This window comes from Streptomyces sp. NPDC006872 (assembly GCF_040635845.1).
Classification (GTDB): domain Bacteria; phylum Actinomycetota; class Actinomycetes; order Streptomycetales; family Streptomycetaceae; genus Streptomyces.
Map to the genome: position 1 here is coordinate 93016 of NZ_JBEYIL010000015.1, position 18969 is coordinate 111984.

General features: G+C 69.7%; 19 protein-coding genes and 1 tRNA gene. 12 read left to right on the forward strand and 8 right to left on the reverse strand.

Going from position 1 to position 18969, the window contains the following annotated elements:
- Positions 1–164: 164 nt before the first annotated feature.
- The gene (locus ABZ725_RS36340; protein WP_358806672.1) at positions 165–1286 is read left to right on the forward strand and encodes an aminotransferase class V-fold PLP-dependent enzyme; all 1122 of its coding nucleotides are present in this window, start codon (positions 165–167) and stop codon (positions 1284–1286) included.
- A gap of 48 nt (positions 1287–1334) precedes the next feature.
- On the opposite strand, the gene ABZ725_RS36345 is transcribed toward ABZ725_RS36340, so the two are convergent.
- The 3 genes from ABZ725_RS36345 to ABZ725_RS36355 all read right to left on the reverse strand — a co-directional run bounded on the left by ABZ725_RS36345 (position 1335) and on the right by ABZ725_RS36355 (position 3417).
- Positions 1335–1407 (reverse strand) — tRNA-Ser (locus tag ABZ725_RS36345).
- Positions 1408–1485: 78 nt separating this feature from the next.
- Complete coding sequence (locus ABZ725_RS36350; protein ID WP_358806673.1) at positions 1486–2859, reverse strand: hypothetical protein; 1374 nt, start codon at positions 2857–2859, stop codon at positions 1486–1488.
- 84 nt (positions 2860–2943) lie between these two features.
- Positions 2944–3417: a hypothetical protein gene (locus ABZ725_RS36355; RefSeq protein WP_358806674.1), complete on the reverse strand. Its 474-nt coding sequence runs from the start codon at positions 3415–3417 to the stop codon at positions 2944–2946.
- 54 nt (positions 3418–3471) lie between these two features.
- On the opposite strand from ABZ725_RS36355, the gene ABZ725_RS36360 reads away from it, so the two are divergent.
- From ABZ725_RS36360 to thpD, 5 genes are all read left to right on the forward strand, one after another.
- Positions 3472–3999, forward strand: a complete 528-nt coding sequence (locus tag ABZ725_RS36360) for a DinB family protein (RefSeq protein ID WP_358806675.1) — start codon at positions 3472–3474, stop codon at positions 3997–3999.
- 258 nt (positions 4000–4257) lie between these two features.
- On the forward strand, positions 4258–4767 hold the full coding sequence (gene ectA, locus ABZ725_RS36365; RefSeq protein ID WP_358806676.1) for a diaminobutyrate acetyltransferase: 510 nt from the start codon (positions 4258–4260) through the stop codon (positions 4765–4767).
- A gap of 67 nt (positions 4768–4834) precedes the next feature.
- Entirely contained in the window at positions 4835–6106 is a 1272-nt protein-coding gene (ectB, locus tag ABZ725_RS36370) for a diaminobutyrate--2-oxoglutarate transaminase (RefSeq protein ID WP_358806677.1), read from the forward strand.
- 57 nt (positions 6107–6163) lie between these two features.
- On the forward strand, positions 6164–6568 hold the full coding sequence (locus ABZ725_RS36375) for an ectoine synthase (protein ID WP_358806678.1): 405 nt from the start codon (positions 6164–6166) through the stop codon (positions 6566–6568).
- A gap of 5 nt (positions 6569–6573) precedes the next feature.
- Entirely contained in the window at positions 6574–7467 is an 894-nt protein-coding gene (gene thpD / locus ABZ725_RS36380; protein ID WP_358806679.1) for an ectoine hydroxylase, read from the forward strand.
- Between the two features lie 39 nt (positions 7468–7506).
- Here thpD and ABZ725_RS36385 read toward each other — a convergent pair whose 3' ends face one another.
- From ABZ725_RS36385 to ABZ725_RS36400, 4 genes are all read right to left on the reverse strand, one after another.
- Positions 7507–8559, reverse strand: coding sequence for an aminotransferase class V-fold PLP-dependent enzyme (locus ABZ725_RS36385; RefSeq protein WP_358806680.1), 1053 nt, complete (start codon positions 8557–8559; stop codon positions 7507–7509).
- Between the two features lie 96 nt (positions 8560–8655).
- Entirely contained in the window at positions 8656–9372 is a 717-nt protein-coding gene (locus ABZ725_RS36390) for a DsbA family oxidoreductase (protein WP_358806681.1), read from the reverse strand.
- 125 nt (positions 9373–9497) lie between these two features.
- Entirely contained in the window at positions 9498–10106 is a 609-nt protein-coding gene (locus tag ABZ725_RS36395; RefSeq protein ID WP_358806682.1) for a DUF1349 domain-containing protein, read from the reverse strand.
- A gap of 205 nt (positions 10107–10311) precedes the next feature.
- Positions 10312–11841: an aldehyde dehydrogenase (NADP(+)) gene (locus ABZ725_RS36400; RefSeq protein WP_358806683.1), complete on the reverse strand. Its 1530-nt coding sequence runs from the start codon at positions 11839–11841 to the stop codon at positions 10312–10314.
- A gap of 123 nt (positions 11842–11964) precedes the next feature.
- Between ABZ725_RS36400 and ABZ725_RS36405 the strand changes: the two genes are divergently transcribed.
- The 3 genes from ABZ725_RS36405 to ABZ725_RS36415 all read left to right on the forward strand — a co-directional run bounded on the left by ABZ725_RS36405 (position 11965) and on the right by ABZ725_RS36415 (position 14766).
- A complete protein-coding gene (locus ABZ725_RS36405; RefSeq protein WP_358806684.1) occupies positions 11965–12738 on the forward strand; it encodes an IclR family transcriptional regulator in 774 nt (257 codons plus the stop codon).
- 3 nt (positions 12739–12741) lie between these two features.
- Positions 12742–13212 carry a GNAT family N-acetyltransferase gene (locus ABZ725_RS36410; protein ID WP_358806685.1) on the forward strand — a complete coding sequence of 157 codons (471 nt, stop codon included), beginning with the start codon at positions 12742–12744 and terminating at the stop codon, positions 13210–13212.
- 96 nt (positions 13213–13308) lie between these two features.
- Positions 13309–14766, forward strand: coding sequence for a penicillin-binding transpeptidase domain-containing protein (locus ABZ725_RS36415; protein ID WP_358806686.1), 1458 nt, complete (start codon positions 13309–13311; stop codon positions 14764–14766).
- Between the two features lie 54 nt (positions 14767–14820).
- Here ABZ725_RS36415 and ABZ725_RS36420 read toward each other — a convergent pair whose 3' ends face one another.
- Complete coding sequence (locus ABZ725_RS36420; RefSeq protein WP_358806687.1) at positions 14821–16272, reverse strand: NCS2 family permease; 1452 nt, start codon at positions 16270–16272, stop codon at positions 14821–14823.
- Between the two features lie 257 nt (positions 16273–16529).
- Here ABZ725_RS36420 and ABZ725_RS36425 point away from each other — a divergent pair, with 257 nt between their 5' ends.
- From ABZ725_RS36425 to ABZ725_RS36435, 3 genes are all read left to right on the forward strand, one after another.
- Positions 16530–17093, forward strand: a complete 564-nt coding sequence (locus tag ABZ725_RS36425) for a SigE family RNA polymerase sigma factor (RefSeq protein ID WP_351908427.1) — start codon at positions 16530–16532, stop codon at positions 17091–17093.
- Positions 17090–17971 carry a hypothetical protein gene (locus ABZ725_RS36430; RefSeq protein WP_358806688.1) on the forward strand — a complete coding sequence of 294 codons (882 nt, stop codon included), beginning with the start codon at positions 17090–17092 and terminating at the stop codon, positions 17969–17971. Before ABZ725_RS36425 ends, ABZ725_RS36430 begins: the two co-directional genes overlap by 4 nt.
- A gap of 85 nt (positions 17972–18056) precedes the next feature.
- Positions 18057–18890, forward strand: a complete 834-nt coding sequence (locus ABZ725_RS36435) for a pectate lyase (RefSeq protein ID WP_358806689.1) — start codon at positions 18057–18059, stop codon at positions 18888–18890.
- Positions 18891–18969: the final 79 nt, after the last annotated feature.

Here is an 18969-nt window from a genome sequence, read left to right on the forward strand (position 1 = left end):
CCTGTAAGAGAACTATGAGTTCCGATTATAAGGAGAAGTTTGAGGCGCTCAAACCAAACCGATGGCTACGGGGCGGTTCGACCTACGAAGTCATCGATCCGGAAGGTGGGTACATCGATCCGGAAGGTGGGTACAGGGGCGGTTACTCTCGTCACCCATACCCCGTGAGCAAAGAGAGCACCGCCGTGACACACCCGTTCCTCGATCTGTCCCCGCTGAGCGCCGCCCACTTCGCCTCGATCGAGGACCGCGTGGCCCGTCTGCTGGACACCCGGCAGGACGTCGTGATCATGCAGGGCGAGGCGCTGTTGCCGCTGGAGGGCGCGATCAGGGGGACCGCCGGTCCCGGCACGGTGGCGCTGAACGTGATCACCGGTCCGTACGGGCAGACCTTCGGCGACTGGCTGCGGGACTGCGGCGCGAAGGTGATCGATCTCGCGGCGCCCTTCCACTCGGCTGTCACGGCCGCGCAGATCCGGGCGGCCTTCGCCGAGCACCCGGAGATCGACTTCGTGTCGCTGGTGCACGCGGAGGCGGCGACCGGCAACACCAACCCGGTCGCCGAGATCGGCGAGGCGGTGCGGGAGCACGGCGCGTTGTTCTACCTGGACGCGGTCGCCTCGATCGGCGCGGAGCCGGTGCTGCCGGACGCGTGGGGCGTGGACCTGTGCGTGATCGGGGCGCAGAAGGCGATGGGCGGCCCGGCGGGTGTGTCGGCGGTGTCGGTGAGCGAGCGGGCGTGGGCCCGGATGGCCGCGAACCCTTCGGCCCCGCGCCGCTCGTACCTCTCCCTCCTGGACTGGAAGCAGCGCTGGATCGACGGCGGCCGCAAGACCCTGCTGCACGCGCCGGCCCAGCTGGAGATGCTGGCCCTGGAGGCGTGCGTCGAACGGATCGAGACGGAGGGGCTGGAGACGGTGATGGCCCGGCACACGTCCGCCGCGGCGGCGACCCGTGCGGGCGCGGTTGCCCTGGGCGGCGGTCTGGAGCCATACGTCCACGACGCGGCGGACGCGGCCCCGGTCGCCACGACGCTACGCACCCCGCCCGGCGTGGTGGCGTCGGAGCTGGTGGCCCGAGCGCTGGCCGGCGACCCCACGCTGCCGCTGGCCGCGGGCGGGGGCGCCCTGGCCAAGGAGATGATCCGGGTCAACCACTACGGCGCCGACGCGACGACGGACGTCGTCCAGGCATGCCTGACCGCACTGGGCACCGCCCTGACGGAGAAGGGGCTGGCCGTGGACCTGCCGGGCGCACTGCGCGCGGCGGCGGAGGGCCGGCGGTAGAAGTCGGACCGGGGGCAAGAGCGGCGAACTCTTCAAAAGTCGTGAAGACGACGAGGGCAGGATTCGAACCTGCGTCCACCCGGGATTCGAGCCGGGCGCTCCTCCGCAGAGCTTCCTCGTCGTCGGTGTGATCATTGCCGCGGCCGCCGCATGGGTCAACTGCTTTACCGTCGCGGACCCGTGCGTGCGGTGGCGTCGATCACCACCATTCCTGGGCGGCGGCACGTTGGTGCTTGCCGGAGAAGATCCCGGCCGACCGCAGCGCACTGGCCGTCAGCGGGTCGGCGACGGCGACTCCGTGGACCAGTTCGGGCGTCCGCCGGAACGCGACGGCTTCGACTGCCGGTCTGGGGGCGGTCCAGGCGCCGGACACCGGGTCCACTCGATACCGGGCGCAGGCTGCCTCGACGAGTGAGCGTGGGCATTCCTTCTCACCCCTGAGCACTTCCCAGGGCAGCGGAAGCTCTGCCCAGACGTAGGTGTCCGGATGCAGCCCCCCGCCGCTCATGCGGTGCCAGTACGCCACGTCGGCCGCCATCAGTCGGGGCACCTTGCCGGGACAGAACCGGTCGAGGAGCTCGTCCTGGCCCAGCTCGCTCAGCAGCGCGAACCAGTGGGCCCGGGCCGTGTTCCACGCCTGTGCGGCCTGGTTCCACGTGGACGAGTCGTCGCCACGGCGCACGATCATCGTGTCCCGTTCGAGTGGGTGCCGGTTCCAGGCGTCCTCCAGCAGGTCGGCGACCTGGCGCAGGAAGCCGTTCCACCGCAGCAGCAGGTGCGTGAGGTCCTGGTCGGACACATGGGCCAGCACTTCGGCCGTGGGGTGCACGTGCGCGACGGCGTACCAGCACGTCCGCTCGGGGAAGTTCCGCAGCCGCTGGAACAGGGCCGCCGCGACCTCGTCGTAGGCCTGACGCTGCCGACCGTTGGTGAAGACGCTGCGCATGTGACCACGCGCCGTGAGGTACGCGATGAAGGCGGCCGTGTCCGGGTCGGTGGCGAACAGTTCGTACGGCAGGACGTGGGCGAGCGCGCCTTTGCCGGTCAGGGTCACTTCGCGGCGGCGCTGCTCGTGAATGACCCGGGCCAGTTTGGCTTCCATCCTGCGCAGCAGCCGGAAGCGCTTGTTGTACTGGCGCTTGGAGATCTCGCCGAGGCCCGCCGCCGTACGCTCCGCCCGGTCGAGGCGGTCCCTGCCGAAGTCGTTCTGCCCGTACGAGCGGCCGATCTCCTCGCCTGCCTGTCGGATCACCGCCTCGATGCGGGCCGGATCGTCCCCGGCGTCGCCCGGGAGTTCCGGCACGTTCGTGAACAGGGTTGCCGCTCGCAGGAGTTGTCGTTGCGCGCCGACGGGGCGGGCGAACTCCTCCCGCATGGAGGTGTAGCCGTGCCAGAGGTTGCGCAGCGAGTGCTCGGCGGCCTTGGCGAGCGCCGCCTCGGTCGCTGTGTCGAGGTCGGTCTCCTGCGCGGCGTAGAGGTCCTGGACGAGCCGGGCCACGTCTTCCGGACGCTTGCGCAGGGTGAGCGAGGTGTGCAGTTCAAGAAGCAGTCGTTCGACTACGGGCGACGGCATGGACCTCACCGTGCCATCGACACGACCAGGTCTCCACCGAATATCCGCCTGCGGCCCCTCGCTTCCCCTACTACGGGCTTCGATCTACAGACTTCGATCGGAGAGGACCGATGGGGCCACGCCCGAGGCGATGAGTCGTGCCTCCGCCCGGTTGGCGAGTCGCTTGTAGCGCGGCCAGACGGGGATTCCTGGAAACATGCCGTCCCGATGCTCGACGAAGGGTGCGGCGGCGTACTTCAACCGGCCCAGAGCCGGGGCCCAGAGCTCCAGGAAGTCCTCCTCGTCCACGTATTTCTTCTCGCAGTAGTACGCGGCGACGTCCAGGGCCGCCAGGGCCCGGTTGGCGAGTTCGTAGTCGAGCGGGCCGAGGTCCTCGACCGCGCCTTGCCGACGGTAGAGGTCGAACAGCACCTTCCGCCCTCTCTGTAATTCCGGAGAGATGAGCGTTTCGTGCAGCCTCAGGAACACATCCCGTTTGTCCGTCCGTGTCGCGTAGAGAACGGCGAGGCCGCTCACGAGCAGGGCGACGACCGAGATGACGAGTCCCGCGATCTGCATGTCCGACTCCCATCACCGGTGATCGATGTCAGTCCCCCGTGCCATCCTGCCCCGATGACCACTGACACACCCCACACCCTCCCCGACGGCCGACCCGTCCCCCTCCTCACCGGTGATGAACTCCCCATGCTGGAGAGCTGGTTGGAGTTCCATCGGAGCACGCTGGTGCTGAAGTGCGCCGGGCTGGACGACGAGCAGGTGCGGCAGGCCTCCGTCGAGCCGTCCGCGTTGACCCTGCTCGGGCTGGTCCAGCATCTCGCCGAGGTCGAACGGAACTGGTTCCAGCGGGCGTTCGCCGGACTCGACGTGCCTCCGGTCTTCGAGGACGCGAGCGGGTACGCGCTGGACGCCGGACGGGGGCTCGAGGAGGCGTTGGCCGTCTGGCGGCGGGAGATCGCGCGGGGGCGTGAGCTGATCGCCGGGCGGTCGCTGGACGACACCGGGCGGATCCTCGACGGGCCGATGGCCGGCGTCGAGGTCAGCCTGCGCTGGGTGCTCATCCACATGATCGAGGAGTACGCCCGGCACAACGGGCACGCGGACATTCTCCGGGAGCGTATCGACGGAGTCACCGGAACCTGAATTCACGGTGACTCAGGAATTCTCTTCCGGTTTCTTTGCGAGGATAGCTTTCCCGAGTTCTTCTGCCCGGATTCCCCGCTGCTAAACACGGGGAATTTCGGGCCGGTTCCGGGCGCGTGACGCATTGCACAATGAGTACGCTATGGGTGTTTTGTGTAGGTGGAAACCGCGCATATCAGGCAGCTGTCCGGGCGGCATCACGGAATCACCACGGCCCCTCCATGCGTTATTGAATTTCCCTGGGTAAGTTCCATCCGCATGACTGCCGCACAAGCAGACCTATGTATCGACCGTCCGTCGATGGCCGACGGGGCCGCGCTGTGGCGTATCGCCAAGGAATCCGGAACGCTCGATCTGAACTCGTCCTACAGCTATCTGCTGTGGTGCCGGGACTTCGCCGCCACCTCGGCGGTGGCGCGGACCGAGGGCGGCGAGCCGATCGGGTTCGTCACCGGTTACATACGGCCCGAGGACCCGCGCACCCTGCTGATCTGGCAGGTGGCCGTGGACGCCGCGCACCGCGGGCGGGGTCTCGCCGCGGCCCTGCTCGACGGGCTCACCGCGCGGCTCGTCGCCGACCGCCCGCTCGTCACCGTCGTCGAAACCACCATCACCCCGGGCAACACCGCCTCCGAGCGGCTGTTCGCCTCGTACGCCGCCCGGCATGACGCGCCCGTCAGCCGCGAGGTGCTGTTCGGCGAGGAACTGTTCCCGGACGGTCCGCACGACCCCGAGGTCATGTACCGGATCGGCCCCCTGTCCCGCTGAGCCGGCCCCTTCACCCCCCCCACACCCCACACCCCCCCACACCCCCCACACCGAGGAGTGTTTCGTCGTGAGCATCACCCAGCCCGACCTCAGCGTCTTCGAGACCCTCGAGTCCGAAGTGCGCAGCTACTGCCGCAGCTGGCCCGCCGTGTTCGACCGTGCGCAGGGCAGCCGCATGTACGACGAGGACGGTCATCGGTATCTCGACTTCTTCGCCGGCGCCGGGTCACTCAACTACGGCCACAACAACCCCGTGCTCAAACGGGCGTTGGTCGACTATCTGCTGCGGGACGGCGTCACGCACGGGCTCGACATGTCGACCGTCGCCAAGCGGTCGTTCCTGGAGACGTTCCAGGATCTGGTGCTGCGCCCGCGTGAACTGCCGTACAAGGTCATGTTCCCGGGCCCGACCGGCACCAACGCCGTGGAGTCCGCGCTGAAGCTGGCGCGGAAGGTGAAGGGGCGCGAGGCCATCGTGTCGTTCACCAACGCCTTCCACGGGATGTCGCTGGGGTCGCTCGCCGTGACCGGAAACGCTTTCAAGCGGGCCGGCGCCGGGATCCCGCTGGTGCACGGCACGCCCATGCCGTTCGACAACTACTTCGACGGCCAGATCCCCGACTTCCTGTGGTTCGAGCGGCTGTTGGAGGACCAGGGGTCGGGGCTCAACAAGCCCGCCGCCGTGATCGTCGAGACCGTGCAGGGCGAGGGCGGCATCAACGTCGCGCGTCCGGAGTGGCTGCGTGCGCTCAAGGAGCTGTGCGAGCGGCAGGACATGCTGCTGATCGTCGACGACATCCAGATGGGCTGCGGGCGCACCGGCGCGTTCTTCTCCTTCGAGGAGGCCGGGATCGTCCCGGACATCGTCACCGTGTCCAAGTCGATCAGCGGCTACGGACTGCCCATGTCGCTCTGCCTGTTCAAGCCGGAACTGGACGTGTGGGAGCCGGGCGAGCACAACGGCACCTTCCGCGGCAACAACCCGGCCTTCGTCACCGCCACCGCCGCCCTGGAGACCTACTGGGCCGACGGGTCCGCGATGGAGAAGCAGACCCGGGCGCGTGGCGAGCAGATCGAGCAGGGACTCATCTCGATCACCGAGGAGAACCTGGCCGACGTCAAGGAGTACCGGGGCCGCGGTCTGGTGTGGGGCCTGGAGTTCCACGAGAAGGCGCGGGCCGGGCGGGTCGCGGAGCGGGCCTTCGAGCTCGGGCTGCTGATCGAGACCTCCGGCCCGGAGAGCGAGGTCGTCAAGCTGCTGCCGGCCCTGACCATCACCCCCGAGGAGCTGGACGAGGGCCTCAGCATCGTCGCCCGCGCGGTGCGGGAGACCGTCTGACCTCCTCGGAACCCGCGACACGAACACCGTCACCTACCTGGGAGGCATCGCACCACCGTGATCGTCCGATCGTTCAAGGACATCGAAGGCACCGACCGGCATGTGCGGGCGGCGTCCGGCACCTGGGAGAGCAAGCGCATCGTCCTCGCCCGGGAACGCGTCGGATTCTCGCTGCACGAAACGATTCTGTACGCCGGCACCGAGACGTCGATGCGGTACGCGAACCACATCGAGGCCGTCGTCTGCATGGCGGGCGAGGCCGAGCTGACCGACCACGAGACCGGGCGGACGCACCGCATCACGCCCGGGACCATGTACCTCCTCGACGGGCACGAGCGGCACACGCTCCGCGTCCAGGAGGACTTCCGCTGCCTCTGTGTGTTCAACCCGCCCGTGACCGGACGGGAGGACCACGACGAGAACGGCGTCTACCCCCTGCTGACCGAGCCCGAGGAGGTGTGAGCAGCATGACCATGTCCACGCTCACCGATCTGTACCCCACCCGCGGCGCCGCGGAGGCGGCCGTCCCCCGCAAGGACCCCGTCGTCTGGGGCGCCCCCGACGCCCCGGGCCCGATCCCGACGGCCGGCCTCCAGACGTACGAACGCGACGGCTTCCTCGCCGTCGAGAAGCTGATCAGCGACGACGAGGTGACCGTCTGCCGGCGGGAGCTGGAGCGGCTCGTCGCCGATCCGGCGATCCGGGCCGACGAGCGGTCGATCGTCGAGCCGCGGTCCAAGGAGATCCGGTCCGTCTTCGAGGTGCACAAGCTGAGCCCCGTCTTCGCCGCCCTCGCCCGCGACGAGCGGGTCGCCGGGCGGGCCCGGCAGATCCTCGGTTCGGACGTGTACGTCCACCAGTCCCGGATCAACGTCAAGCCGGGCTTCGGGGCCGGCGGCTTCTACTGGCACTCCGACTTCGAGACCTGGCACGCCGAGGACGGGCTGCCGAACATGCGGACGGTGTCCGTCTCGATCGCGCTGACCGAGAACCTCGACACCAACGGCGGCCTGATGATCATGCCGGGCTCGCACCGGACGTTCCTCGGCTGCGCCGGGGCCACCCCCGAGGACAACTACAAGAAGTCGCTGCAGATGCAGGACGCGGGCACGCCGTCGGACGAGGCGCTGACCGAGATGGCGAGCGAGTACGGCATCCAGCTCTTCACGGGCGAGGCCGGTTCCGCGACCTGGTTCGACTGCAACTGCATGCACGGGTCCGGCGACAACATCACGCCGTTCCCGCGCAGCAATGTGTTCCTCGTGTTCAACAGCGTGGAGAACGCGGCCGTGGAGCCGTTCGCGGCGCCGATCCGGCGGCCGGAGTTCATCGGGGCCCGGGACTTCACCCCGGTCCGCTGACGGCTGTGGACCTCGGCCCCCCGGCTGCCGGCCGGGGGGTCAGCCCGCGAGCACGTCCAGCAGGCGATCGACGTCCGCGGGCGTGTTGTACAGGTGGAAGGCGGCCCGCAGGTTGCCCGCGCGGTTGGAGACCTCGATGCCCGCGGCGCTCAACTCGGGCTGGCGGACGCCGAGTCCGGGCACGGAGACGATCGCGGAGCCGGGCGCGGGCACCGGCTGGTGGCCGAGGCCGGCCAGGCCCGTGCGGAAGCGGTCGGCGAGGGCGAGGTCATGGGCCTGGACGGCGGCCACGCCGAGTTCCTCGACGAGGTCGAGGGAGCGGCGCAGACCGGCGTACGTGAACAGGGCGTGGGTGAGGTCGAACCGCCGGGCGGAGTGGGCGAGTTCGGTGACGGGGCCGTAGCAGCTGTCCCACGGGTTCTCCCCCGCGACCCAGCCCGCCAGCATCGGCGTCAGCCCGCCGAAGTCCTCCGGGACGACGAGGAACGCCGCTCCGTGCGGGCCGAGCAGCCACTTGAAGGCGACCGAGGCGGTGTAGTCGTACGCGTCGGCGTCCATCGGCAGCCAGCCGGCGGCCTGGGAGAAGTCGACGTAGGTGCGGGCTCCGTGCGCATGGGCCGCCTCGCGCAGTGCGGGCAGGTCGGCGATACGGCCGTCCGCGGACTGGGCGGCGCTGACGGCGACCAGCGCGGTGCCGGGCCGGACCGACTCGGCGATCCGCTCCAGCGGGACGGCGCGGACCTTGAGGTCGCCGCGGACGTGGAACGGGTTCAGCACGGAGGTGAAGTCGTCCTCGACGGTGAGCACTTCCGCGCCCGCGGGGAGCGAGGCGGCGATCACACCGGTGTGCGCGGCGACCGAGACGCCGAGCGCGACCCGGTCGGTCGGGACGCCGGCCAGCCGGGCGTACCCGGCCCGGCAGGCCTCCACGTCCTCGTACAGCGGAGTCAGCGGCCGACCCTCGGCCCGCAGCAGCGCCGCCGCCTGCAGGGCGGCGACGGTGCGGGCCGGCAGCAGGCCGTTGCTCGCGGTGTTCAGATAGGTGTTCTTCGGGGCGAACTCGGCGCGGACGAGGGTCTCGAACGTCTCCATGGCTCAACTGTGCGGCCGGGAGAAGTCGCAGTCCATTGCGAATTCCTACGTGGAACCCCTAAGCAACGCTTATGGCTCCGCTCCCACCTGCGCTTCTCAGGTCTGGGGCACGGCGCAGCCGTCCGGGCCGCAGGCCTGAGCGCCGCCGTCGTCGATCAGCTTCAGCGGGGAGCGGTCGCCCCAGGCCTGGGTCAGCGCCTGGGCGAAGACCTCGGCGGGCTGGGCGCCGGAGACGCCGTAGGCGCGGTCGAGGACGAAGAAGGGCACTCCGTTCGCACCGAGCTGGGCGGCCTCGCGCTCGTCGGCGCGGACCTCGTCGGCGTAGGCGGTCGGGTCGGCGAGCACCTTGCGGGCGGCCTCGGCGTCGAGCCCGGCCTCGACGGCCAGCTCCACGAGCCGCTCGTCGCCCTCGGAGAAGACGGACCGCTCCTCGGCGAAGTTCGCCCGGTAGAGGATCTGGATCAGCTCGTCCTGCCGGCCCTGCTCCTTGGCGAGGTGCAGCAGCCGGTGCATGTCGAAGGTGTTGCCGTGGTCGCGGTCACGGGTGCGGTAGTCGAGGCCCTCGGCGGCGGCCTGGGTGCCCAGGTTCTCCTCGCCGGCCTGCGCCTGCGCCTCGCTCATGCCGTACTTCTTGGTGAGCATCTTGATCACGGGCTGGACATCGCTCTTGGCACGGCCGGGGTCCAGCTCGAAGGAACGGTGCACCACCTCGACCTGGTCGCGGTGCGGGAAGGCCTCGAGCGCCTTCTCGAAGCGGGCCTTGCCCACGTAGCACCAGGGGCAGGCGATGTCGCTCCAGATCTCGACGCGCATGTCTCGGCTCTCTTCAGGTCGGGTGACTGATGTATCCGGTGACTGATATATCGCGTGACCGAATATATGAGTGAACCTTCAATCAGCTCGTTTCATTCCCGCCGTCTCCCCGCGCCGAGTCACGCTCAGCTTCCGTCCCTCAGGTCGTCCGGCCAGTCGGTCCGGAACTCGAGGTGGTCGTAGGTCACGACGCACCCCTCCCCCATCGGCGACTGCGTCATGAAGCCGACCAGAGCGGCGCCGGTCTCCTTCTCGTCACCGAGCGTGAACAGCCGGACGAAGGTCCAGCGCTTGCCGTCCCGGGAGGCGTGGAAGGCGAAGGCACGGCCGGTGCGGCTCACCCGCAGCCAGACCGAACTCCCCTCCACGGTGAAGGAGTTGGCATCGTCGGAGTGCCCCCGGGTGACCACCGTGCAGACGGTCGCCACATCCGGGGAGTACTCCAGACACAGCTTGGCCCAGGCCCGCTCGCCGACCTGGACGTACAACGCCCCCGCGTCGAAGGCCCAGTTGAACCCCACGGTGACGCGGGCGATCAACTGGAAGTCCCCCTCGGGCGCGCCGAGCAGCCGGGGCGCGTCGGCGGCGGGGTCCAGCGCCTCCCCGGTGGGCGGCACGAACCGGTCCTGCCGGGCCCCGGCCCACCCGGTCAACACCCCGCCCTCGTGGGACCAGTGCCCGTCGGGCCCATAGGTACGGAGGGGAAAAGGCAGTTCGGGCAGCGTGACGTCCATGCACTGATTATCCAGGGGGAGGACGCCCACTTGCTTGGGGGCGCGGGGAACTGCGCGGCCAGCCCCCTACCGGCCCGCAGCCCGCAAACAACCGCACCCCCAACGGCGCACCCCCAACGGCGCACCCCCAACGGCGCACCCCCAACGGCGCACCCCCAACGGCGCACCCCCAACGGCGCACCCCCAACGGCGCACCCGCGGAGCGCTACCGCTCCAGGCGCCCGTTGAACCGCCGCGGCAGCCCCAGCTCGTTCTCGTCCCGAAGCTCCACCGGCAGCAGCGCGGCGGGCGTGTTCTGGTACGCGACCGGCCGCAGCCACCGCTCGATCGCCGTACCGCCCACCGACGTGGACGTCGACGTCGTGGCCGGGTACGGCCCGCCGTGGTGCTGGGCCGGCGCCACGGCGACGCCCGTGGGCCACCCGTTGACCAGCACACGCCCGGCCAGCGGGGTGAGCTCCGCGAGGATCTCCACCCCGCGCCCCTGGCCGGCGGCCTCCCCCTCGGACAGCTGCACGGTCGCCGTGAGGTTGCCCGGCAGCCGCGACAGCACCGCCTTGACCTCACCCTCGTCCTCGTAGCGGGCCACCACGGTCACCGGCCCGAAGCACTCCTCCAGCAGCAGGTCGTGCGCACCCTCGGCGGTGAGCCGGGACGCGGGCACGGTCAGGAACCCCGCGCTGACGGTGTGCTCGCCGCCCGCGCCGGGCGTCACCGGCGACTCCACGTCGGCCAGCTCCGCGCGCTCGGCGACCCCGGCGATGAAGTTGTCCCGCATCCGGTGGTCGAGCAGCACGCCCGCGTCGGTGTCGCTGACCGCGTCCGTCAGCGACTTGACCAGCCCGTCGCCGGCCGCGCCGGAGGGCACGAGCACCAGGCCCGGCTTGACGCAGAACTGGCCGACGCCCATCGTCATGGACCCGGCGAGTCCGGCGCCGATGTCCTCGGCGCGCTCGACCGCGGCCGCCTCGGTCACCACGACGGGGTTCAGCGAGCCCAGCTCGCCGTGGAACGGGATCGGCACCGGGCGGGCCGCCGCCGCGTCGAACAGCGCGCGGCCGCCCCGGATCGAGCCGGTGAAGCCGGCCGCGGCGACCAGCGGGTGCTTGATCAGCTCGACGCCGGCCTCGAAGCCGTGCACCAGACCGAGCACGCTCTCCGGGATGCCGTGCTCGGCGGCCGCCGTGCGCAGCACCTTGGCGACCAGCTCGGACAGCGCCGGGTGGTCGGGGTGGGACTTGACGACGACCGGGTTGCCGGCCGCCAGCGCGCTCGCGGTGTCGCCGCCCGCGACGGAGAAGGCGAACGGGAAGTTGGACGCCGAGTACACGGCGACCACGCCGAGCGGCACCTTGTAGCGGCGCAGATCGGGGATGGGCGGGGTGGCGGCGCCGTCCGGGTGGTTGACGACGACGTCGAGGAAGGCGCCCTCGTCGACGATGTCGGCGAACGCGCGCAGCTGGTAGCAGGTGCGGGCGAGCTCGCCGTTCAGCCGGACCGGGCCGAGCGCGGTCTCGGCGTCGGCCACCTCGACGAGCGTGTCCTTGGCCGTCTGCAGCCGGTCGGCGGCGGAGCGCAGGAACGCGGCGCGGACGGTGCGGTCGGCGAGGGAGGCGCGCGCTTCGTGCGCGGCGCGGACCACGGTGTCGACCTCCTGGGCCGTTGCCTCCACCGCAACCTGTTCACGCTGCTTCCCGGTTCGGGGGTCGACACTCCAGACTGGTGCTGCTGCCACCGCGGGTCCCTCCACGTTTGGTACTGGCTCATTCACCAGGGTCGTTCGATATACTGAACGCTGTCTCTGATGATGAATATGCTGTCGGAGCGTATTTCCCGTCGAACGAAGGGGTCAAGGGCGATGTCGGCTGGCGAGACGGGGGGCGGAGCGCAGGTCAAGTCCGCAGTGCGGACGGTTGAGCTGCTGGAATACTTCGCCGGCCGCCCCGGAATGCATTCCCTCGCGTCGGTCCAGGAGGCCGTCGGATATCCGAAATCCAGTCTCTACATGTTGCTGCGCACGCTCGTCGAGCTCGGCTGGGTCGAGACGGACGCGACGGGCACGCGGTACGGCATCGGCGTACGGGCGCTGCTCGTCGGCACGTCGTACATCGACGGCGACGAGGTGGTCGCGGCGGCCCGGCCGACCCTGGACCGGCTCTCGGACGACACGACGGAGACGATCCACCTGGCGCGGCTCGACGGCACGAACGTCGTCTACCTCGCCACCCGCCAGTCCCAGCACTACCTGCGTCCCTTCACCCGGGTCGGCCGCCGGCTCCCCGCGCACTCCACCTCCCTCGGCAAGGCGCTGCTGAGCACGTATCCCGACGAGCAGGTCCGCAAGATGCTCCCGGAGACGCTGCCGGCGCTGACCGAGCACACCATCACCGACCGGGAGAAGCTCATCGAGGAGCTCCACCAGGTCCGTGACCAGGGCTTCGCGGTGGACCGCGAGGAGAACACCCTGGGCCTGCGCTGCTTCGGTGTGGCGATCCCGTACCGCACCCCGGCCCGGGACGCGATCAGCTGCTCGGTGCCGGTCGCGCGGCTCACGCCGGCGCACGAGCAGATGGTCAAGGACGCCCTGTTCGACGCGCGCGACCGGCTGACACTGGCGACCCGTAGGCTCTGAGGCATGCTGATCGATCTGCGTCGAGTACACGACAGCGACCTGCCGGTGTTCTACCGTCAGCAAAACGACCCCGAGGCCCTGCGGATGGCCGCCTTCACCCCGCAGGACCCGGCCGACCGGGACGCCTTCGACACCCACTGGGAAAAGATCCGCGCCTCGTCCGCCGTGCTGCGCACGATCCTGGCCGACGGGGACGTCGTCGGCAGCGCGGCGGTGTACGGGGAGCCGGGCGAGCGCGAGGTGACGTACTGGGTGGACCGGGCGTACTGGGGCCAGGGCATCGCCACGGCCGCGCTGGCGGCGCTGGTCGCCGAAGTCCCGGAGCGTCCGCTGTTCGCGCGGGCGGCCGCCGACAACGCCGGTTCGCTGCGCGTCCTGGAGAAGTGCGGCTTCCGCGCCACCGCCCGGGCCGCCGGGTACGCGAACGCGCGCGGGGCGGAGATCGAGGAGATCGTGCTGCGCCTGGAGAGCTGAACCGGCCGCAGACGCCCTGATGGTCAGATGAACGGACGATGAGAAAACGGGCGGGCGGGAACGAACCGTTCCCGCCCGTTCGTCCTTCTGTTCGCAATGAACAAGACGATCAGGCGCGCCTCGGTCTTCGCGCTGCTGCTGGTGTTCGCCCTGCTGCTCCGGGCGACCTGGGTGCAGTTCTACGAGGCACAGGCGCTCGCGGACGACACAGACAACCGGCGCAACGCGATCGAGACGTACTCGGAGCCGCTGGGGAACATCATCGTGGCCGGAGAGGCGGTCACCGGCTCGGCCGCCACGACCAGCGGCGACCTCAGATACAAGCGCACGTACACGGACGGCGAGCTGTACGCGGCGGTGACGGGCTACGCCTCGCAGAGCTACGCCCCGACCCAGCTGGAGGGCATCTACGCGGACCTGCTCAACGGCACGGACACCCGTCTGAAGACCGTGCTGGACACGGTCACGAACAAGCGGGCCGACCCGGGCAACGTGATCACCACGATCGATCCGGACGTGCAGAAGGCCGCGTACGACGCGCTCGGGGACAAGAAGGGCGCGGCCGTCGCGATCGACCCGACGACCGGCCAGATCCTCGCGGTCGTGTCGACGCCGTCGTACGACCCCTCGTCGCTCACCGACGCCAACACCGCCGGGACGGCCTGGAAGTCGCTGAACGCGGACTCCGACAAGCCGCTCACCAACCGGGCGCTGCGCCAGCCGCTGGCCCCGGGCTCGACGTTCAAGCTGGTGGTGGCGGCGGCCGCGCTGGAGGACGGGCTGTACTCGTCGGTGGACGAGAAGACCGACAGCGAGGACCCGTACACCCTGCCGGGCACACGGACGGTCCTGGCGAACGAGAACACGTCCGCGCCCTGTGAGAACGCCACGATCCGGGTCGCGCTGCAGTACTCCTGCAACAACGTGTTCGCGCACATGGCCGTCGAGCTCGGGCAGGACAAGGTCAAGGCGATGGCCGAGAAGTTCGGCTTCAACGACGAGAGCCAGGACGTGCCGGTGCGCGCGTACCCGAGCGTGTACCCGTCCGACATGGACGAGTCGTCCACGGCCCTGACCGGCATCGGCCAGTTCGACGTGACGGCGACCCCGCTGCAGATGGCGATGGTGTCGGCCGCCATAGCCAACGGCGGCAAGCTGGTCTCGCCGCACATGGTCTCGCAGATCACCAACGGCAGCGGCGATGTCCTGACGGACTACGACGACGAGGCGTCGACCACGCAGATCGTCAGCTCCTCCACCGCCGAGCAGTTGCAGTCGGCGATGCAGACGGTCGTCGAGAAGGGCACGGGCACGAACGCGATCATCAACGGCGTCACCGTCGGCGGGAAGACGGGCACGGCCCAGAACGGCGAGAACAACAGCAAGGCTCCGTACGCCTGGTTCACGTCGTACGGGAAGTCCGACTCCTCCGACAAGCAGGTGGCCGTGGCGGTCGTGGTCGAGCAGTCGGACGCGGCCCGCTCAGAGGTGAGCGGCAACGGCCTGGCGGCCCCGGTGGCAAAAGCCATGATGAAGGCGGCGCTGGAGAAGTAGACGTGAGGGGCGGCCCCTTCCGGAAGCCGCCCCTCACCTCACTGCCTCAGAACCTCACTTCACGCCGAGAACCTGCTCGATCGGGTCGATCGCGAAGTACACGACGAACAGCGCCGAAGCCCCCCACAGCAGCCAGTGGACCTCCTTCGCCTTGCCGAGCACGGTCTTGATGAGGACGTAGGCGACGAAGCCCGCGCCGATGCCGTTGGTGATCGAGTACGTGAACGGCATCACGGCGATGGTCAGGAACGCCGGGATGGCGATCTCGTACTTGTCCCAGTCGATGTTCTTGACCTGGGTCATCATCAGGAAGCCGACGGCGACCAGGGCCGGGGCGGCCGCCTGGAGCGGGACGATGGTGAGGATCGGCGTCAGGAACAGGGCGAGGGCGAACAGACCGCCGGTGACCAGGTTGGAGAAGCCGGTGCGCGAACCCTCGCCGACGCCGGCCGCCGACTCGATGTAGGAGGTCGCGGAGGACGAGGAGGCCGCGCCGCCCGCGACCGCCGCCGCGCCGTCGATGAGCAGCACGCGGCCGAGGTTGGGCACCTGCCCCTTGTCGTCGAGGAGTCCGGCCTCGGCGCTGATGCCGACGACGGTGCCCATGGTGTCGAAGAAGTCGGACAGCACGAGCGTGAAGACCAGCAGGACGACGGTGACGGCGCCGGTCTCGCCGAACGCGCCGAACAGGCTGAAGTGGCCGAGGAGCCCGAAGTCCGGGGTGTCGACGATCTTGTCCGGCAAGGACGGCGTCGTCAGGCCCCAGGACTTGATGTCGGCGATCGAGTTGATGACGATCGCGAGCACCGTCATGGTGACGATGCTGATCAGGATCGCGCCCCTGACCTTGCGGGCGAGCAGGCCGACGGTCAGCAGCACGCCGAGGCAGAAGACCAGGACCGGCCAGCCCGAGAGGGTGCCGGTGCCGCCGAGCTGCACGGGGACGGTCGTGCCCGCGACGTCGGGGATACGGGTGACGAAGCCGGCGTCGACAAAGCCGATGAAGGCGATGAACAGGCCGATGCCGACGCTGATCGCCTGCTTCAACGCCTGCGGGATGGCGTGCATGACGGCCTCGCGCAGACCGGTCACCACCAGCACGCAGATCAGCAGACCCTCCAGCACGATGAGACCCATCGCGTCGTCCCAGCTCATCAGCGGGGCGATCTGGAAGGCGACGACCGCGTTGAGGCCGAGGCCCGCGGCGAGCGCGAGGGGCAGGTTGCCGGCGACGCCCATGATGATCGTCATGACCGCGGCCACCAGGGCGGTGGCGGTGGTGAGTTGGACGGCGTCGAGCTGGTGCCCGAACTTGTCCTTGGCGCTGCCCAGGATGATCGGGTTCAGGACAAGGATGTAGGCCATGGTGAAGAACGTGGCGAAACCGCCGCGTATCTCCCGGCCGAAGGTGGATCCTCGCTCGGAGATCCTGAAGAACCGGTCGACGCTGTTCACCGCAGGTGGCGGGGCAGTTGGCCGGTCGGCCGCCTTCTTCGTCTCGGACATGGCTGGTACTCCTAGGTGCCTGGATGATCTGTGTGCGGATGCTGGCTGGATTGTTCCCTTGTTGAACCGTCTTCAGGTTTTCGCCGTGTTACGGAATCGGGCCCCCACGCAGCTTCCCGAGGTCACACGATGTTCGAACCCCCGTACCAATCCAGGAGTTGGATCACTGCTACGCTTCCGGATCTCGCCCGGCTCCTACCCGGGAAATCCGCAGGTCATCCACATGACATGCACAGTCACGCGAGAAGAGGTCACCCGTGGGCACAGTCGTCGACGACGCCGCCTCCGTGGAATTCCATGCCTTCTTCGACCGCCACTACGCCGAGCTGTCCCGGCTCGCCCACCTGCTGACCGGTGAGGCCGACGCCGCCGACGACCTGGCGGCGGACGCGCTCCTCGCGCTGTGGAACCGCTGGGACCGGGTGCGGGCGGCCGACCATCCGGTGGCGTACGCCCGCGGTGTCGTCGCCAACCTCGCCCGCACCCGCATCCGCAGCGCCGTCCGTGAGCGCCGCAGGATCGCGCTGTTCTGGTCGCAGCGCGAGGAGAAGACGGAGAACCCCGACGTCGCGGGCGTGGTGGACGTACAGTCCGCGCTGCGTAGACTTCCGTTCCGCAAACGGGCCTGTGTGGTGCTCCGGCACGCCTTCGACCTCTCGGAGAAGGACACCGCGCTCGCCCTGGGGGTCTCGGTGGGTACGGTGAAGAGCCAGACCTCGAAGGGGATGGCCGAGTTGCAGAAGCTGCTCGGCGCCAAGGGAACTCCGCTCAAGGTGCCTGCGATGGTACGCACCGGTCAGACCGGAGGAAGGGACCGATGACGATGCAGCGGGACGTGCACGACGAACTGCGCGCCCGGCTGCACGAGGCGGCCGAGGCGCACGAGCCCGACCGGGCGCGCATCCTGGCCCGGGTCGAGCGCGGCATGGCGGGGCAGGCACAGGGGCAGGACCGGTTCGATCACCGGGCGACCCGCCCGGCCCTGTGGGGCTGGACGCGGATCGTCGGCGCCACGGCGGCGGTCGCGGGCATGCTGGCGATCGGCGGCTACGCGGTGGCCTCCGCGGTGAAGGACGACACCACCCCGGCGCAGCAGACGGTCTCCGTCTCCTCGCCGCCGGTCGAGTCCCCGGACGCGACGAGCCGCCCGCCGGCCTCGCCGAAGGTCACGCCGAGTGCCGGCACGGGCGCGAAGGACCCGGTGCAGCCGAGCACCTCCGCGCCGAAGAGCTCCGCCGCGACGCCCTCCGCGCCCGCGGCCACGCTGCTGCCGGGCACCAGCGACGAGGAGGACGGCCCGCTCTGGTCGGACGGCTCGGTCGACCCGCACAGCAACGACTTCTGGGCGCAGAGCAACATCACGCTGAAGTCGTCCGAGGTGCTCACCGAGCTCACCGTGCAGTTGAAGGTCGCGCAGACCGGCGGTGTCTCGTCGGCCGGCGCCTGGCGCTCACTGCCCGAGGGCGACTTCACGTTCACGGTGGCCGAGCAGGACGGCTTCCTGGTCTACACCTGGGTGCTCAAGGAGGGCCGTACGGTCCCCGTGGGCGAGTGGGTGTTCGCCGGGCAGTACGACCACGACCGCGGCGGTCGCGACGCGAAGGACGACACGTACGCGGCCACCGGCACCTCGGACAAGCAACAGGGTTCCGTGGGCGGCGACTTCGCCTCCCACGAGAGCGACGAGGGCGACTCCTGAAAAACTTCTGAAACCGCGGCAACCCTTTCCTCACCGGTGACGACCACAAGGCGCAAGAGTCACCACGCACTTGAGGATTCGGTACATGACTGCTGCTCCAGCACAGCCGCGCGTCCGGCACCGCCGCAGGCTCACCCGTCGGCGGGCGCTGATCGCGGGGTCCACCGCCCTGGGCATCACCGGCGCGGCGATCGTCACCACGACGCTGCTGTCCACGGCGGGCGCCGCGTCCGTCTGGCCGACGGCCAAGGGCAGCAAGGCGGTCTCCTCGACGATCAAGGTGTCGGGGACCTACGACGGCAAGCTGAGGAAGTTCTACGGCTCGGGCGCGCTCGGCACCTCCGACCAGGACGAGTCGCAGGGCGCGATCTTCGAGCTGGCCGACGGCGCGGTCCTGAAGAACGTGATCATCGGAACCCCGGCCGCGGACGGCGTCCACTGCAAGGGCTCCTGCACGCTGCAGAACGTGTGGTGGCTGGACGTCGGTGAGGACGCGGCCAGCTTCAAGGGCAAGTCCGCCTCGTCCGTCTACCGGGTCATCGGCGGCGGTGCGAAGAACGCCGACGACAAGGTGCTGCAGTTCAACGGCGCCGGCAAGCTGACCGTCACCGGTTTCCGGGTCGAGAACTCCGGCAAGCTGGTGCGCTCCTGCGGCAACTGCAAGACGCAAGTCAAGCGCACGATCGTGCTGAGCGACATCGACGTCGTGGCGCCCCTGAAGGCGATCGTCGGCGTCAACGCCAACTACGGCGACACGGCCACCCTGTCGAAGATCCGTATCCAGGGCGACCCCAAGAAGAAGACCAAGACGTGCGTCCGCTTCAAGGGCAACAGCAGCGGCAAGGAGCCGACCGAGATCGGCACGGGCGCGGACGGAAAGACCTGCAAGTTCGCGTCGTCCGCCATCACCTACAAGTAGCTGCTGCTCACGCTCTCGGGCTCCCGGTTCGCCCTGGGCGGCCTGGGCCGTGCGCCCCGCCCCCTGCTCATCGCTCCGG